Here is a 17641-nt window from a genome sequence, read left to right on the forward strand (position 1 = left end):
CCTCTGTATTACGAAACTCCTCTGAGTTACGAACAAAGCTCCTCTGTATTACGAAACTCCTCTGTATTACGAAGGAAACTCCTCTGTATTACGAAACTCCTCTGAGTTACGAACAAAGCTCCTCTGTATTACGAAACTCCTCTGTATTACGAAGGAAACTCCTCTGTATTACGAAAATAAAGCCGGACAATTGTCTGGTTTAAAAATTTTCTTAGGAAATTTTACGCCTCTCCGTTACGAACAAAACTCCTCTGTATTACGAAACCCCTCTGCGTTACGAAAATAACGCCTCTGCGTTACGGACGTTTGTCCTCTCAATTACGAAACACCTCTCGGTTACGAATGAAACTCCTCTGTATTACGAAAACTGTATCGTAATAGGGTCAAAACCATAGATTTGGATTCAAAACCTCCTCTGTATTACGCTTAAACCTCCTCTGCATTACGATTGACCATCAATCGATGCAAATGATATTGTCGAATCTGGGCGACGATGGTCTGCCTGCCTCTAGTTAAATCGATTTACCCGAGCTTACCCGACAATTGTCCGCTTAGCCAGCGGATCGGTACGTCATCATTTTGGGAACGCCAACCCAAACGATCGCGAGAAGCTCTATTATTGCTAAACCGGCTGATGCCATCCTCTGGGGGCGCAGCGTGTTCCATAACGGTTCCGATGAAATACAAGATGGTGAAATAAGATGAAGTTTAGAAATTGTTATACGTAAAGAAAAAACCCCCGCATAAGGCGGGGGCGAGAGCGTAAAGTCGCCAAACTTTACGCTGGGCTGAACCGGCCAAGGTTCAGCATCATGAACATGAACATTCCGAAGTACATACGATCACTTTCAATCTGCGCCAACAGATGGAAAGCGAGCGGATTGTCTTAAGTCTCGATCGCAATGAATCGGGACTTACAAACGCTCCCGCAAGCCGCAGTCCTTTTTTCGCGAAAAAAACGCGAATATAAAGGTCTACTTTCGTTTTGCATTTTTTGTGTCTGCCCTATATTATAACGCCCCGTTCCCAAGGAGTAAATACATATAGCTGGTCAGATTAAACATCCATGAATTAGGAAGGAGGATAGGATGCAGGATGAGTAAGCAGACCCAGCCCAAGAACTCCCATACATACAGCTATATGACACTCCAAAATAACAATCCAGGGGCTACATTCCCGGTTGCGGTCGATTATTCCTTCCTGCAGGAGTTATTCGGTATCGAGCGGTCTTATGGCACCGATCAAGCGATGTTGTTCCGTCGCAACAGCCATCCGCTTCGCAAGTTCCACGTAACCGAGATGTCTCTGCGCCTAATGATGACGATCTTCCGCCGCTTCAATACGGAAGGATCGCTCGTTGGCGTATCTATCCACCGACTTTACCAATTGATGAATGAGGAATATGAGGATGCTGGCTCCAAGGAGCAATTCTATGCCGAGGTGCGCAAATTCATTGATCTGAAGCTGATCTCGACGACCCGCAGCGGCATTATCTCGCAGTGGCGCCTCGAAGCGTTCAAGCGTGGGACAGGCCGTTTCGTGCTGTTCCATCCTGTCGTGTTCACGAAAGCATTCACGGATCTGCCGCTGTCCGCGCAGAAGCTCTACCTGTACATCATGAGCCGTAACGGCCAAAAGACGAATACGCCGTTCAAAGAATTCCTCGGCGAGGATTCCTGGCTGTATACGTTCACGCATAAGTCTCGCCCTGCGCAAGTGCGCGAGCTCCTTCATTCGCTGGAGGCGCTTAAGCCGGTCGCTGAGGCTTCTTTGCTGAACGAAGCAGACGTTGCCAAGGATGATTTGGGCCGGTGGTATTTGCGCTGCGTGCCGAACGCTGCCTACGTGATCCGCCACCAGACAGGCCATCACTATCGTTCCATTCCAAAAGCGAAGGTGCCTTATTCCAGAACGGTAGGGCGTCTTCGCATGTTGCTGCATACGTTCCGGATCGGGGAGATCGAATTCATGGAGCATGGCCAGCTGTTCCTTCGCCTTGCGCAGCTGCTTCACAACAACGGCTTCAAGACGCTGCGATTTGCCGTAGGCCGCCTGCGCGAGCTGTTCCAAAGCGGCCAAATCTTCGCGTCGGACCCGGTAGCCGTCCTGGAGGCCGAGCTTGCCGATCGCGGGTTCGTCCAATTCATCGAGGTCGCGAAAGCAACCGGCGTCTATCCGTTCATTCTGGGCGAAGAGGCGGATGTATTCGGACAAGCCCGGCCGGTCCAGTTCTACCGGGCCATCCGGGAGCGGTTCTCGCTCCGGCGTTTCGCGGCCGTCTGCCGCAGGGCTCTGCCTTTGCTGCGAAGCGGCGAAGCGGAAGGAGCGGCGCGGGAAGGGGAAGACTTCTACTTGGAAGATTATCTCCTTGCGCGCTTCGCACAATAATTTCATCGTCATGGACAAGCCCCCTGCAGTCGAAGGGGGTTATTTGCCGTTGTTCGGCACGTTATCGTGGCTGCAGGTATGACTGCGAATCTCGACAATTGTCGGCACTGCCATCCATCTGTTCAGGTTATCTACGTATGACAACCGTCGGGGCGTCCGATAATCGGTTATAATTCTAGACATTCACGTCAGCTAACAACTGCTGGATAAGCGATTCGTTATATTTGCAGACAAGGATTGTGAACAGGGGATAACAACTGTGGGCAACAGTAACGTTCGACAGCCGAAACCTGCGCGCTGGATAATCGAGCCAGCCTTGTTCTGTTTTATTGACGCTAGTTTCATTTGTTCTGAAATTTTGACGCAAAAGGCCAGTGAAGTCTGTAAAAATAGTTTAAAGGTCTCCTCAAACCCTTAACCGACGCGGGTCGCAAGGGAAAAATAGCAAGCCTAGAAGATTTATGTTTAAAAAGATACTTTATATTTAAAAGATAAATATCATCATCGGGAATTCTTCCTTCTTTCTTATAGATACCGAAAAGAGGCTCCTTCCGAAAGAAGGAACCTGATAACACTGCGGGCGGCTTCATGGCCTTATTTACATCCGAATCGAATGATCCGCGGGAAGGGAAGTCGACGAGGAAGAGTTGTTGGCAAGCTTACCGGTCCAGATGCATACGCCTGCGCCCACATAAGCAAGGCCCCAGAAGAAGGCGAAATATTTGTTATCGGCGATCGGAAGGAACATGCTGAGGATCATAACGAAGTGGAGAATGGCAACCCAGCGTGGGAACACTTTGGCGCGGAAAGTAATAATGGCGTACAGCAGCGTACCGCCGGTAAGTCCGAGCATGCTGACCATTCGGGAGATCATGGTCACGAGGCTGTCTGTAGCGACTTCCTGCATGCCGGGGAAGAAAGCGGTGAATACAAGCGCTGTCGTTATGATGTTGCCTAGGATGATGCCGATGGTGCTGATGAAGCCGAGCATGCCGGTCTCCTTGGACTGGACGGCGAATAGCGCGATGCTGCCCACCGACATAAGAATGCAGGCGATGTAGCCGAAGGTCAGCTCTTGCACGCTGTCCGTTCCCCAGATGATGGATGTCGGCGTCATGCCGATCCTCGCGATTCCTGCTACCAGACAGATCATGCCTAACCATCTTACCAATTGATTCATTTGCATTGTGAATGCCTCCTGTTATTGGGGTGTGTTGCGCTGTTGGTCTTATCATAGCGCCATGTCAATCATTAGCGGCAGAGCAGGTATTCCCCGCCGGGTCGGGAAGTTTCATTCCCGAGAACCGGGAACCGCGAAGTGGGCGACCCGGGAAAAATGCAATTCCCATATTCACCCTCCATGCGCGCGTTATATAATGAAGCCATGAGAACCATTACCTTCTACCGGCTGCTGGTCATCGTCTTCTTCGCCGTGACCGGAGTCCTTTATTCCAACGGCATCGCCGTCTATTACGACGCGCTAGCAACACGATGCATTCCAACGGGCTGCGGGAATTCGGTCCCTGCCCTCATCCTGGACCCGGGCGGTCTGTCCGTGGAGATGACCGCGCTTTATCTCGTGCTTATTGATGTGCTATTTACCGCGGTATTCTACGTATCCGCAGGGGCTATGCTCTGGAAGGGAGCACGGGAGCCGATGGGGCTGCTCGCCGCGCTGGCGATGGTCGCATTCGGGACGACTTTCCCGTCGCTTGCTATCGTCAGCGCGGAAGGTTCGGAACTTGCGCGGATTTGGTTCTATGCGGTCTCTACGATCGGTTGGACTTCGATTACGCTATTCTGCCTGCTGTTCCCCAACGGCCGGTTCGTCCCGGCCTGGACCAAGTCGGCGATGGTCATTATCGCAATATGGAACGGCGCGAACTTCATCGTGCAAGGGAGCCTGTGGGAGAAGCTGCATCTGCCCGTAATGGTCCAGGTCGTCTGGTTCCTCTCGACGACGGCGCTCCTGATCTATTCCCAGGTTTACCGGTTCAAGAAAGTATCCAGCCCGGCGGAGCGGCAGCAGACCAAGTGGGTCGTGTACGGCGTAACGGTCAGCTTTATCGGGTTCGGCCTGCTCAGCATCCTGTTCGGCTCTCCGGTCAACGACGGCCGGGCGATGACGTTCATCTGGCTCAACGCGGTGCTTAATCTCAGCTTGGCCGCGCTGCCGGTTACGCTTGCGCTTGCCGTGCTGAGGCGGCGGCTGTGGGAGATCAATCCGCTCGTGAACCGTACGATCGTCTACGGCGCGCTTACGCTTTGCATCGTGCTCGTATATGCCGCGACCGTCCTTTATCTGGGACGGCTGCTCGGCAATTGGAACCCCTATATCGTTTCCTTCCTCGTTACGGCAGTGGTAGCGGTACTATTCGCGCCGCTCAAAGAATGGCTGCAGCGCCAAGTGAACCGCCTCTTCAAGGGACGGCATGACGACCCGTATGCCGTGCTGCTGGAGCTGGGCGGGCAACTGATGGAGCCGCTTGCGCCCGACGCGATGCTTGAGGTGATCGCCGGGAAAGTGAAGGAAGTGCTGCGGCTACCTTATGCGGCCATCGCCGCTGGCGTGGAAGGACAGGAAGCGATCATAGCCGAAGCCGGAGAACGCAAGGACAGCCTAGAGCTGCACGCCTTCCCGATCATTCATCGCGGACGGACGCTCGGGACGCTGTATGCTGCCAGCCGTTCAACGGGCGAGCTGTTCTCCTCCGAGGATATGATGTTCCTCGAGGTGCTGCTCGGCCATGCGGGCCCGCTCGTCAACAACGCGGATATGCTGCAGGCGATGCGCAAGCTTGCGGAGGATCTGCAAGAGTCGCGCGAGAAGCTGGTCGCCGCCAGGGAAGAGGAGCGGCGGCAGCTGCGCAACAATCTGCACGATGATCTTGCGCCGCGACTGGCCGCGCTTGCGCTGAAGACATCGATCGCCCGCAAATTCGTCGAGCGGGATCCGGCCTCGGCGATCGCGATGCTCGATGAGCTGGGCCAGGTCATCCGCACCACAGTCGGCGATATTCGCGTGTTGGTGCATGACCTGAGGCCGCCCGCGCTGGATGAGCTTGGACTGGTCGGTGCGATCCGGGCTCGAATGAGCGAGCTTGGCAAGTCGACGCACCAGATGGCCGGCGACGAGCAAGTACGGCCGCTGCGTTTCGAGTTGGAGGTGCCGGAACAATTGCCGAATCTAAGCGCGGCGGTGGAGGTCGCGATCTACCGGATCGTCACCGAATCGCTCGTGAATACGGTGAAGCACGCGCAGGCATCGGTGTGCCGCGTGCGGCTTGCGGTATCAGAGCGCAGACGGCTTGTCGTCGAGATCGTCGACGACGGGGTCAGCGGCGGGACGGTCGCGATCTGGAGCGGGATGTCTAGTGGTATCGGCCTCAGATCGATGCGGGAGCGCGCGGCCGAAGTCGGCGGTGAGTGCAGCTTCGAGCGGACCGCTGATGGCGGCATGAAGGTTGAGGCCGTATTGCCGCTCATTGAGCGTGGCGCAAGCGTTGAGCAGAAGGAGTTGAAGCTGGGATGAGAATTGTCATCGCCGAAGACCATCCGATGTTCCGGGCAGGCGTACGGAGCCTGCTGGCCACCGTCGAGGAAATGGACGTTATCGGGGAAGCGGCCAACGGCGAGGAGGCGATCGCGCAGGCGGAGGCGCTGCAGCCCGATCTGATCCTGATGGATATCCGTATGCCGGGCATGAACGGGATCGAAGCGACGCAGCTGATCAAGGAGCGGTGGCCGGGCATCCATATTCTGATGCTGACGATGTACCGCGACGATGAATCCGTCTTTACCGCGATGCGTGTCGGAGCCAAAGGATATGTGCTGAAGGATGCCGACGAGGAAGAGCTGCTGCAGGCGATCCGGATGGTCGGCACGGGCTGCGCCGTGTTCAGCACGGCGATCGCCGAACGGATGATGGATTATTTTGCAAGGCCGGATACGTTCCATGCAGGGGGCAGTGGCGATGCGCTTGGAAGCGATCCGCTATTCGCCGAGCTGACCAGGCGCGAATCCGATATTCTGATGGGCATAGCGGGCGGCGATACGAACGGCCAGATTGCCCAGCGTCTCGGCATCAGCGCCAAGACGGTGGCGAACCATGTATCCAACATCCTGAACAAGCTGCAGGTGCAGGGCCGCCATGAAGCGAGAAAGCTCGTGGAGCAGTCGCGGATGTCGCCCAGGAAGCCATAACGGCATATAGTTACGCAGCAAAGGCGGCCATGGATGGGCCGCCTTTGTTGTTGCTATGCGATTATTTTCGCGGGACGCGCTAGTCTAGTCAGCCGCCGGCAGATCGACCTTAAGCTCCAGCTCCGGCAGGTATTGATCTTCTTTCACTTCTTCGGCGAAGTCATCCTGAATGACGAACGGCTTCACGAGCAAATACTTGCTGTGTCCCGGCGTTGTGGCGAACCGGCGATCATAGGTCAGCTTGTTATCTTGGATGATGCCATCCCCGTTCAGCGCGGGCAGCCGGCGGCCTTGGTCATCGAATACGGCGATCCCGACACGGATCAGGCGGCGCTCTTCTTTGGTCGTCAACGCGTCCGCGTCGTTCAAGGCGATCGTCGTCGCCAGACGGGTCGTTACCGGCGTGACGCTCACTTCATCGAGCGAGAACGTGTAATCGTCATTGGCGGCCGCAAGGTTAGGCGCCAATCGGATGGCCTCACTCGTTGTCTTGCGGAACGGGATATCCACTGCGAATTCATGGTCGATGCCATTGAGCGTTACCTTAACCGTGGCGTCAAAGGTTTCAGGCGCTTCGCTGTTACTGCCTGCCGCCATCACTTGCTCGATGACAAGCGTGTTCGGATGCGTCTCTCCCGCGCTGCCGTAGAAGACGCCGCCGCTGGCAATCGAGCCCGCATCGTCCTGCGTCTTGCCGTCTGCCGTTATCGTCAGCTGCTCGATGGCGTCGCTGAGCTTCATCGTCTTCTTGCCGCTCGTATAGCGGCCGTTCTCCAGATTCGGCGCATCCACGGTCAGCAGGAAGGCAGCACGGGTGCCGTCGTAGACCGTCTCGCTCACCTCGAGCTTCACGTCTTCGTAAGACACATGCCGGTCCACATCCGATGTGAGGCCGAGCGTGCCTGCCGTCCGCAGTCCGATATCGCCTTGAATCGTGCTGAATATGCTGCCGATCACGGGGATGTTCTTCAGCGAGTCGGCCATCGCCGGCGACACGAAAGCGGAGGCGAATACGCCGATACCAAGCAGGCCAGCCGCTGCCGCGGTGGTTGTTATCCGTCGCAACCGGGAAGGTTTCGTCCGGCGAGTCCGCTTGGGTTGCTGCGCGATCTGCGCGTACGTCTCATCCAGGCGTGCCCTTACGAGCGGGGACATCTCCATTGTGGTTTTGTCTACCTTCTTCAATTCCTTCTCGATCTCAGATGCTGCCATAGTTCATCTTCCCCTCTCGAAATGTGGTTGCGGATAAGGTACGCTGCAAAATTTCCCGGGCCCGCATAAGGCGCATCTTAACCGCGCTTTCCGAAATATCAAGGGCCTCGGCCACCTGACGCAGCGGCAAATCTTCAAAGTAGTGCAGAATAACGGCAATTCGCTGCGGCTCCTCCAATCGCTCAACCGCTTCTCTCAAATCTACCTTTCCGTACTCATCGGGGTGTGCGGTCACCGGCGGAACTTCTGCATAGGCATCCGTTCGCGAGCGGACCGCAATCAGGTTATGGCACTCGTTGATCAGAATCCGGAAGATCCACGTCTTGAAAAACTTCGGTTCCCGTAAGGAAGTTACCGATTTGAACGCCTTCAGAATCGTTTCCTGCAAGGCGTCGGCAATATCTTCTTCTTTGCCCACGATGGATTTGGCCATGTAATAGAGCGAGCTCTCCAGTTCCTTCACCAGTGAGATAAAGGCATCCGAATCGCCGGCTATTGCTTGTGACGCGAGCTTCGATAGGTTCATCGTTGTTCTGTGCTCCTTTCCTTGTGCTGTGTTGCTATTAGTTAGACTGGTCAGGAGGGCGGCCGGTCACATGGTAGTGAAAAAAGGTAGTGGAAGGGGGCAATGGATTCTCAGTCTTGTTGTGATCTGACCTGAAAATATGTCCATAACAGCCAAAAATGGATCCCCTCTCTCTGTTTTATAATGAGAGCACATTCATTACAGGGGGAAAAATATGCGAACTTACAAGAATCCGCTACCTATTCAGCTTAGTGATCATGCATGGGCTATTCCGGATCTGCCGTCCGGATTTAACCCGGACCCTTATGTCATCAAGCATAACGGCGAATATTACGCCTATACAACCGCGGTGGACGGCGTCTGCGTGCTGCATTCGAAGGATCTCGTGCAGTGGACGCATCTCGGCTACGCCTTCTCGATCCCGGGACACGATCATTATTGGGCGCCGGCGGTTATTTATGACAATGGCCGATTCTATCTGTACGTGTCATCGAAGCTGCGGACGGAAGAGGATGTGCATTACGAATTCCTGAAGGTCGCGGACGCGGAGAAACCGGAAGGCCCGTATACCTATCGGACAACGCTGTTCGAAACGTTCTCGATTGATGCGCATGTCGTGCGGGATGCGGACGGCTCGCTTATCCTGTTCTACTCGACGAACGAGACGCTCGGGACGGACGGCCATCGCCCGGGAACGGTCATTCTGGCCGACCGGCTTATCGATCCGCTTACGCTCGAAGGGAAGCCCCGCCTGATCGTCCAGCCTACGCTCGATGAGGAGATTTATGAAGAGAACCGGTTCGGCGACGGAAGAGACTGGCATACCATTGAAGGCGCGTTCTATCTGAAGCGCCGGAATAAGCATTATGTGATGTACAGCGGGAACGCTTTTACCCGTCCGACTTATTATATCGGTTATGCGACGGCAGAGGCACGCGAAGATGCTCCGGTGACGGATCTGGCGTGGTCAAAATATCCGGATGCGAATACGTATGTGCCGCTGCTTCGCCAGAGCGGGCATGTCGAAGGCGTCGGCCACAACAGCGTCGTCCGCGCGCTCAACAATGTGGAGGATTGGGTCGTTTATCATGGACGCGATGTGTTACGAGGGGAAGATGGCAAAGGTGAGCTGCGCCAGCTGCGGATCGATCCACTCTGGTGGAATGGCGACCGGATGTGGGTGCCCGGTCCGACGCATGAAACGGCGGCAGCCCCTGCGGTGCCGGTCTTCCTAGAGCGCTTCGACAGGGCGGATGCTGAGACCCTTGGTGCAGAATGGGATGTGCGCAGCGGAGAATGGACCGTTCGCGGGGAAGAAGCGGTGCAGCTATCGACGATCGGCGTAGGCGAGGCTTTCGTGCCGGGGCTCTATTCATGTGCGGTATACGAGGCGAATCTATGCTGGTCGCGGCATCATATGGGTGGCGTGTACGGCGTTCTCGTGAATTACGGGAATGAGCAGAACTACAGCGAGGTTGTGCTGGATGTCGGACGGCGCGAGGTTATCTTCGCGGACATCGTGCATGGCGTCCGCCAGCAGGAGCGGGCCGCGCAGGTAGCGCAAGGTTTCCGGTTCGACGTCTATCATCAGCTGATCGTCCGCAGCCTCGGCGCTCGCGTGCAGATTGAACTGGACGGCGTCCTTATGCTCACCGCGGACAGCGTACATAGCGAGGGGACGTTCGGGCTATTGACCCGCTATACCGCAGCGCGCTTCGACGGAATTGCCGTCACCGAGCATGCGGCGATCGATACGGCGCAGGCATGGACGGCTTACATGCCTTGGGTACGGGCTGAGCAAGGGGCTTGGCGGATCGAGGAAGGCATGCTCTGCGGGAGGCCTGCATCAGGGGCAGCTATTGACCTGCATTTGCGCAAACCGATCTACGCCGAGGACCAATTCTGCCGCCTCGATCTCCGTTCCATTGGCAACAAGACGGGCCGCATAGAGCTTGAGCTGCAAGGCTTGGATGCAGCCAAGCTGCAGCTGCCGGAGGAGGGCAATACCGTATCGACGCTGACGATCCGGTACGCCTCCAACCTGTTGGAAGTCTGGCTCAACCAGGATCCGATCATCCGCTCCGAGCAGTCCGGCTCATGGACAGGCCTGCGACTCACCGCAGACCGCCCTGTACAGGTCGAAGCCATCGAATGGACGGGTCTTGTATAGAAATAGTAATCAGGCCGTGCTGGTGATCAGCACGGCCTATTCGAATTGGCGTGAGCGAAGCTCGCGCTATTTAACCATAAGCGTGTCCACGGAAGTGGACGTCAAGCGAGAGTCAGCTCGCAGCCAGCATTGGTGCTCTATCATCCCAAGTCTCCGCCCCGAGGCACCAAAGCCGCGAACGAAGCTCGAACGAGAGCTTTGTCGTGGGGAGGGGATTGCACCAGGCAATCCACTCACCACGATAAAAGCGGGCCAACACCGAAAGGACACATCGAAGACGGCCGCGTCACGTATCTAGCCCCTTACGGGTATCCAGTAGGGCCGTGGCCCTCTGGTTCCCCTCCAATGGAGGGGGAAGGGGGAGGTTAAACACAGGGTTCTAAAAGGGGCGAAGCCCCTATCTCCACCAACGGGGGTCACAAGGGGCGCGGAGCCCCTTATTTCCTGACCAGTGTCCAACGCTGCGCATCATTCCCAAGATCCTGGTAAATTTGCACGTTCGCGCCGTTTGCGGTGCTGCCCCCGGCAATATCAAGCGCCTTGCCGCTGTTCGGATTGATCAGCTTGAAGGCGCTGCCGCTGGGCACGATGGCAAAGCGCTGCGCGGGCGTACCGTTATAGTTCTGCCAGATATGGACGTTGGTGCCGTTGGCGGTTCCGGAGCCATCCACATCAAGCGCCTTGCCGCTGTTCGTATTGACGAGCGTGTAGGCGCCGTCCCCGAGACTCGTGATCCGCCATTCCTGCGCGGTAGAGTTGTTATCTTGATAGAGCTGTACATTGGTGCCGTCCGCCGTACCGCCGCCAGCGACGTCGAGCGCTTTGCCGCTGATTGGATTAATCAGCTTGTAGACGGAGCCGGTGAGCGCAGCTGGCGCCGCCGGGGTCAGATCGAAGAAGTCGAGCTCGGCATATCCTTCGCCCTTGGAGAAGCGGACGGTATTCCAGCCTGCATTCAGCGTCGTCCGTCTCGTCGACGTGCCCCAGTTCTCCCAGCCTTTGTTGGTGACGTGCAGCGGCGACGAGACGCCGTTAATGGCCAGCGTCAAGGTCGACCAGCCGCCGCCGGCCGTGCCGTTGGCAGTACGAGCGGACAGGATGTACTCGCCAGCTGCCGCAGCATAGACGGAATAATCCACGTAGGAGCTGGCCGTATCGATATGGCCGGCTTTGCTGCCTCCCGAGGCGGTCGTGCTTGCCGAAGCGTAAGCGCCACCTCCGAAGGTGCCTTCTTCGCCCTCGTAGCGCACCCGCTGCGATTCGCCGGAAGGGATGGAGATCGGCGTATTGGCCGGCGCCGGACTTCCGAGATTCGGCGTATTATCACTGTTCCAGGTGAAGCGCTGCGCTCGGATTTCCCGGTTCCAGCCGGCATTGTTGTATTTGGCGACATGGTAGACGATCCAATTCTCCGTGCCGTCCGGCGATGTCGTGAAGGAATGATGGCCAGGGCCATAGAGGCTGTTCGCGGATTGGAAGATCGGTTGGCTGCGCTTCGTCCACGAGGAAGCGTTCAGCAGATTGCTGCTCGCGCTGGCCGTTATGAGCCCGAGGCAGTAATCGTTCGTCCAGCTGCCGCTAGCCGAATAGACGAGGCTGATGACACCGCCCCGTACAATAACTTGCGGGCCTTCGTTGACGTTCGGCGAGTGGTTGGTCTCCCAGGCATGAACCGGCCTTGCGATCTCCGTCCGGGCGGAATCGATCGTCCATGGGTTTCTCATATGGGCGATGTACAGGTTCTGCCTGACATTCGTATCGCCTTCCCAGCCGGACCAGATGAAATATAGCTGGCCGCCGGTCTGCAGCACCGTACCGTCGATTGCCCACTTGTTGGTCGGATCGGTAATTTGACCTTTGTTGACCCAGGTACCTTGCATCGGGTCGGCCGAGGTGTTCTCCAGCACGTACATCCGATGATTCACGTTATCTCCGTTATCCTTGGCGTAATAGATGTACCAAGCCCCGTTAATATAGTGGATCTCCGGCGCCCAGATCCCGCAGCAGCCGGTCTCGATGACGCGGGAGGTACCGGCGTCAATGCCGGTGAGAGAGGCGCTCTTCCAGATCGTCACATTGCCGCCGGTCGTCTTCGTGAAGTAGTAGTTGCCGTCCGTATGCCGGTATACCCAAGGGTCTGCCCCATCTTGAACGAGCACGTTGTAGAAGTTGCTCTGATGCGTGGCTGCGAAAGCCGAGCCATGCGGAATGACGAGCATGAGGAGGAGAAGCAGGGCGCTTCCGCGGATCCCCAGCCGTTTGACCTTATCGAACATGAATCATCTTCCTTCCGTCGTAAATTAATAAGCGCTTACAATTCTAGCTATTTGAAATACCGCACGCTTCATAACAGCGGTGCCCATCACCTCCTTTTGCGAAATAGTTAAGCTTGACACAATGGCTTGGTCTAAGATGCACGAAGATTATAGCAAGGGGTTCGCCGCCGCTGATATACGATAATCGGACATTTGATCTAATATTCGGACATTTAAGCCATTTTAGGGTAACTATACAGTTAATTAAACAACTAAGTTGTTGACGTAATTGGAATGCTGCACTAGAATAACAACTAATCAGTACATATAACAACCCATTTATCAATTAAATTGTTAACTAATAGGGAAAAGGACGTGTATGATCCATGACAACCGAGGTAGCAGCTGGGCAGCAGGTTAGACCCGAATATCCGCGGCCGGATTGGCAACGGACGGATTGGTGCAATTTGAACGGAAGCTGGGCATTCCGCTTCGATCCGCAAGACGAAGGACGCGAAGCCTCCTGGCAGCAGGAATCCGAGAACGCTTACAACCGTGCCATCACCGTTCCATTCTCTTGGGCGAGTCCATTGTCCGGCATCGGGGAAGACACGAAGGGGATCGGATGGTATCGTCGCTCCGTCGATTGGCAGCCCGACGATCGCAAGTCCCGCATTTTCTTGCGTTTCGGAGCCGTCGATTATGCGTGCGAAGCATGGGTGAACGGGCGCTCCGTCGGTACGCATGAAGGCGGATACGGCACCTTCGAGTTCGAAGTGACGGAAGCTTGGCGCGCGGAGGGCGGCAATACGATCGTGGTGCGCGCGCAAGACGAGGATCATGATTACCAAGCCCGCGGCAAACAGGGCTATGGCGAGATTCGCGGCATATGGCAGCCGGTATGGCTGGAGGCAAGACCGCAGACGTATGTGCAGGCTGCCAAATTCAACACCGCCATCGACGGCAAGGTGGAACTGAAGGCGCGTATTGCAGCGCATGAAGCGGGAACAAGTACGTTCACCTGCCATTTTGACGGGGGAAAAGTAACGCATACGGTCGAGCTTGCGCTTGCCGCTGGGTTGAATGAGATTGAGACGTCCTTCATCATCCCGAGCCCGCAGCTGTGGTCGCCGGAATCTCCCTTCTTGTATGAAGGCGAATTGCGGCTGGGCAGCCCAAGCGGCGAGGATGTCGTCCAGACGTACTTCGGCATTCGCGAGATCGGCACGGCGAAGTTCGGTGACCGCGGCTACCGCTGGATTACGCTCAACGGCAAGCCGATCTATCTGAACGGCACGCTCGACCAGTCCTATCATGCGACCGGGTATTTCACTTATCCGACCGACGAAGAGATGCGCGACGAGATATACCTCATGAAACGCCTTGGCCTGAACTTCGTCCGGATCCATATCAAGCCGGAAGAGCCGCGCAAGCTCTATTGGGCGGATAAACTGGGCATTCTCGTCATGGAGGATATGCCTTGCTTCTGGGGCAACCCGGATGAGACGGCACGCAGTGCCTATGAGCGTGAGGCGCTCGAAGTCATCGAGCGGGACTGGAATCATCCATCGATTTTCTCCTGGGTTATGTTCAATGAGACGTGGGGACTCAAGACGAACAGCTTGGGCGGCGGTCTGACCGGCGACCAGCTGCAGGCTACGAGTTACCTGCCGAATACGCAAGAGTGGGTAAGAGAGGTGTACCGCTGGGCGAAGCGGATCGATCCGACGCGGATCGTCGAGGACAACTCGCCTTGCAACTGGGACCATGTCGAGACCGACCTTAACACCTGGCATTTCTATATCAACGGTTACGAACAGCTGCGCAATCATATGGAAGAGGTCGTGGCGAAGACGGTTCCCGGCTCGGACTTCAACTATATCGGCGGCAATGTCCAATCCGATGCGCCGCTCATGAACAGCGAGTGCGGCAACGTATGGGGGATCGAAGGCGGCGCGGGAGACAGCGACCTCGCCTGGCACTACCGGTACATGATGAACGAGTTCCGCAGGCACGATAAGCTGTGCGGCTTCGTCTTCACCGAATTCCGCGACGTGACGAACGAATTCAACGGCTACTACCGTCTGGACGGCACGGACAAAATGTTCGGCTACGAGTCGTTCGTGCCGGGCATGACGCTCTCCGACCTGCATACGCCGGACTTCGTCGCCATCGATGCGCCGCCTTGCCAGACGATCTGCGCCGGCGAGACGGCAACGGTATCGCTGCTGCGCTCTAGCTTCTCGGACCGCTATCACGGCCGAACGCTCCAATTACGGTGGGAGCTGTGGCATGACAGCCTTGGTACGCGTACCACCGCTGGATCAGGCGTTCTCGACGTGGCCTGGGACGGTTATGGCGTTGCGCCGCTCACCGAACTTCAGCTGACGATGCCGAATCAGGATGCGGTGGCTGTCCTCGCGCTTCTCTTGGTTGATGCTGAGGGAACGATCGTGACGCGGAATTTCACGACCTTCGACGTCCGCGGCGGCGCGTCGCTCGCATTCGGCACGGAGAACGGGCATTTCCTTGCTGTCCCACCAGCTCAATTCGGTCAGCATTCCTTCGCCCATCAATGGCAGGCAATCAACGGCGCCAAGACGACGGGAGCGGGAGCAGGAAGCTTCGTCTATGACATCGCGCTGCCAAGTCAGGAGGAGCAGTCATGGATCGGGGAGCTGGAGATCATGTTCGAAGCGGGCTCGAATCGGACGCTGGCCCGCCATATTGAAGGCGCCAAGCTGGTCCATCACGGCATCAGCATGATGCACGGCGCCAACGCGCAGGTGGAGACGAACCCGAATACGTACTACATGACCGACGAAGAGCGGCATGAGTCACGGATCCATGTCCTGGTCGACGGCGAGCGGATCGGCTCCTTCCTGCTGCCGGACGATCCGTCCGACAGCCGCGGCGTGCTATCTTGGCATTATCAGGCGGCGGCCAATCGACTCGACGAGGCCGGTTCTTACGGTTATCTCTGCCGGGCGGTTATACCTGGCCGTCTGTCCGCCAAGCTGGACCGGAATCGCGCGTTCAAGCTGGAGCTGCAGGCGGAGAACGGCGGGTTATCGCTCTATGGCCGCAATGCCGGCCGGTATCCGATCGATCTGCTGATTCGTTGCCGCTAATATTGCTCTTATTCTTATAACGATTCTTTCGAAGCCTCTCCTTGCTGCATGACTCCACAGACGTCGGCAAGGGGAGGTTTCGTTGATTTCAAGAAGGGGTGCCCTATGGAGCATAACGAGAGCTGCTTTGTTGTTAGTATCGACCGATTCAAGCCGCATACGTTCGAATCGACAGAAGGCGACGGTCTATTCATCGCTCACTCGCACGACTATGACGAACTGACGCTCATCTTAAGAGGGGAAGGCTATTACAGCTCGCCAACGCAGAATTTGAAGGTTAGCGCCGGGAGCCTCATCCGGATCCCGCCCGGCCTGCATCACGGCTTCGTATGCACCGATCCGTGGCAGGGCATATCCGTTCATTTCCGCCATGACAAGCTTCCGGTGTCCTGCCAATATCTGTTCCATGCCGAACAGGAAACCGACTGCATCTACGATACGAAGCTTAATGAGAACGATATGCGCTGGGCGGAGATGAGCCTGCTTCAACTGGATCAGGAGTGGCGCTGCGGCGCGCGCACCATTGATTCCGCCAACTTGATGCGGACGGCCATGGAGACGGCGCTATTATTGTTCCAACGCAGCCGGGAGAGCAAGAAGCCGGCAGCTTGGCCGGCCAACGACCACACCATCGTTCAAGAGGTACTTAAGGAAATTCACGCCGCTTATTACAGTCCGATCACGGTTCATGAGCTGGCGGCACGGCATTTTCTATCCGAGAGCAATCTGCGCAAGAAGTTCACCGAAGCCATCGGCGTATCGCCCAAGCAATACATTATCAATCTCCGGATCAAGGAAGCGAAGCGGCTGCTGCGGCAGACGGACAAAGCGATCGAGGCCATCTCGTCCGAAGTCGGATTCACTTCTTCCAGCCGATTCTATGACTACTTCGTCAAATCGGCCGGCGTGACTCCCTTGGAATGGCGCAAGCAAATCCGCAATAGCGCGTAATCAAACCGTCTGCTTAAGACGGTTTTTTCGCATCTACGGGTTCAAATTTTCTTCGGACGATCGCCCGTTTCAACTTGAGTAGCGTTCAAATTAACCGGCCGCCCGCCCGTTTTAATTTGAACATAAATAACGGTATAATCGAATCTGATTAAGACCAAACATTCGTGGGTGATAGGAGGAAACGTGATGTCCAATACCGTCGACCGGCGAAGGGTCATTCTGGATTTAGCGGTCACGTTAGACGGTTTCATTGAGGGGAAGAATGGAGAAGTGGATTGGTGCATCATGGACCCTGACATGGGGTTCATGGATTTCTTAGACGGGATCGATACGATTCTGTACGGTCGTACCAGCTACGAGATGTGGGGACAATACAGCCCCAAGCCGGAAGATTCCGATGCCGACCATGAGCTATGGAACCAGGTTCATAGCAAAGCGAAATACGTCTTCTCCCGGACGCCAAGAACGTCTGACCATAGGGCCACCTGGATCCATGATCATATCGCGGAAGAAGTCGAGCGGTTGAGGAATCAGCCGGGCCAAGATATATGGCTCTACGGCGGGGCAAGCCTCATTACAACGTTCGTCAATCTGGGGCTGGTCAATGAATTCCGTCTATCGGTACATCCCGTTATTCTGGGCGAAGGCAAGCCGATGTTCATCGATATTGGGCAGCGGGTGAATCTCACGACGGTCCAGACAAGAACGTTCGCTTCCGGCGTCGTGCAACTGATCTATCATTGCAATAGTAATTAAATTTGTTGCTTACCTCAATGCCAAGACCCCCCGCTATGGTGTAAACTGG

The 17641-nt window shown here is 56.1% G+C and carries 11 protein-coding genes; 7 read left to right on the forward strand and 4 right to left on the reverse strand.

Translation table 11 applies throughout. The annotated features are described in order from the left end of the window. The first annotated feature begins 1095 nt into the window (after window positions 1–1095). On the forward strand, window positions 1096–2388 hold the full coding sequence (locus FHS18_RS04255; RefSeq protein ID WP_183597398.1) for a hypothetical protein: 1293 nt from the start codon (window positions 1096–1098) through the stop codon (window positions 2386–2388). Window positions 2389–2986: 598 nt separating this feature from the next. On the opposite strand, the gene FHS18_RS04260 is transcribed toward FHS18_RS04255, so the two are convergent. Beyond that, window positions 2987–3574: a hypothetical protein gene (locus FHS18_RS04260; protein ID WP_183597400.1), complete on the reverse strand. Its 588-nt coding sequence runs from the start codon at window positions 3572–3574 to the stop codon at window positions 2987–2989. Window positions 3575–3772: 198 nt separating this feature from the next. On the opposite strand from FHS18_RS04260, the gene FHS18_RS04265 reads away from it, so the two are divergent. Together FHS18_RS04265 and FHS18_RS04270 are read left to right on the forward strand one after the other, a co-directional pair. After that, window positions 3773–5920, forward strand: a complete 2148-nt coding sequence (locus tag FHS18_RS04265) for a histidine kinase (RefSeq protein WP_183597402.1) — start codon at window positions 3773–3775, stop codon at window positions 5918–5920. Then, on the forward strand, window positions 5917–6591 hold the full coding sequence (locus tag FHS18_RS04270; RefSeq protein ID WP_183597404.1) for a response regulator: 675 nt from the start codon (window positions 5917–5919) through the stop codon (window positions 6589–6591). Before FHS18_RS04265 ends, FHS18_RS04270 begins: the two co-directional genes overlap by 4 nt. 84 nt (window positions 6592–6675) lie before the next feature. On the opposite strand, the gene FHS18_RS04275 is transcribed toward FHS18_RS04270, so the two are convergent. Together FHS18_RS04275 and FHS18_RS04280 are read right to left on the reverse strand one after the other, a co-directional pair. Then, window positions 6676–7803, reverse strand: a complete 1128-nt coding sequence (locus FHS18_RS04275; protein WP_183597406.1) for a DUF4179 domain-containing protein — start codon at window positions 7801–7803, stop codon at window positions 6676–6678. Next, window positions 7790–8329, reverse strand: a complete 540-nt coding sequence (locus FHS18_RS04280; RefSeq protein WP_183597408.1) for a sigma-70 family RNA polymerase sigma factor — start codon at window positions 8327–8329, stop codon at window positions 7790–7792. Before FHS18_RS04280 ends, FHS18_RS04275 begins: the two co-directional genes overlap by 14 nt. Window positions 8330–8543: 214 nt before the next feature. Here FHS18_RS04280 and FHS18_RS04285 point away from each other — a divergent pair, with 214 nt between their 5' ends. Then, window positions 8544–10499: a glycoside hydrolase family 43 protein gene (locus tag FHS18_RS04285; RefSeq protein WP_183597410.1), complete on the forward strand. Its 1956-nt coding sequence runs from the start codon at window positions 8544–8546 to the stop codon at window positions 10497–10499. Window positions 10500–10936: 437 nt separating this feature from the next. Here FHS18_RS04285 and FHS18_RS04290 read toward each other — a convergent pair whose 3' ends face one another. Further along, window positions 10937–12775, reverse strand: a complete 1839-nt coding sequence (locus FHS18_RS04290; RefSeq protein ID WP_183597412.1) for a family 43 glycosylhydrolase — start codon at window positions 12773–12775, stop codon at window positions 10937–10939. 365 nt (window positions 12776–13140) lie between these two features. Between FHS18_RS04290 and FHS18_RS04295 the strand changes: the two genes are divergently transcribed. The 3 genes from FHS18_RS04295 to FHS18_RS04305 all read left to right on the forward strand — a co-directional run bounded on the left by FHS18_RS04295 (window position 13141) and on the right by FHS18_RS04305 (window position 17592). Further along, on the forward strand, window positions 13141–15885 hold the full coding sequence (locus FHS18_RS04295; RefSeq protein WP_183597414.1) for a glycoside hydrolase family 2 protein: 2745 nt from the start codon (window positions 13141–13143) through the stop codon (window positions 15883–15885). Between the two features lie 105 nt (window positions 15886–15990). Next, entirely contained in the window at window positions 15991–16836 is an 846-nt protein-coding gene (locus FHS18_RS04300) for an AraC family transcriptional regulator (RefSeq protein ID WP_183597416.1), read from the forward strand. Window positions 16837–17022: 186 nt separating this feature from the next. Continuing rightward, window positions 17023–17592: a dihydrofolate reductase family protein gene (locus FHS18_RS04305; RefSeq protein ID WP_183597418.1), complete on the forward strand. Its 570-nt coding sequence runs from the start codon at window positions 17023–17025 to the stop codon at window positions 17590–17592. The last annotated feature ends 49 nt before the right edge of the window (window positions 17593–17641 follow it).

Origin of the sequence: Paenibacillus phyllosphaerae (assembly GCF_014192105.1) — a bacterium.
In the GTDB taxonomy this organism is placed as follows: domain Bacteria; phylum Bacillota; class Bacilli; order Paenibacillales; family Paenibacillaceae; genus Paenibacillus_Z; species Paenibacillus_Z phyllosphaerae.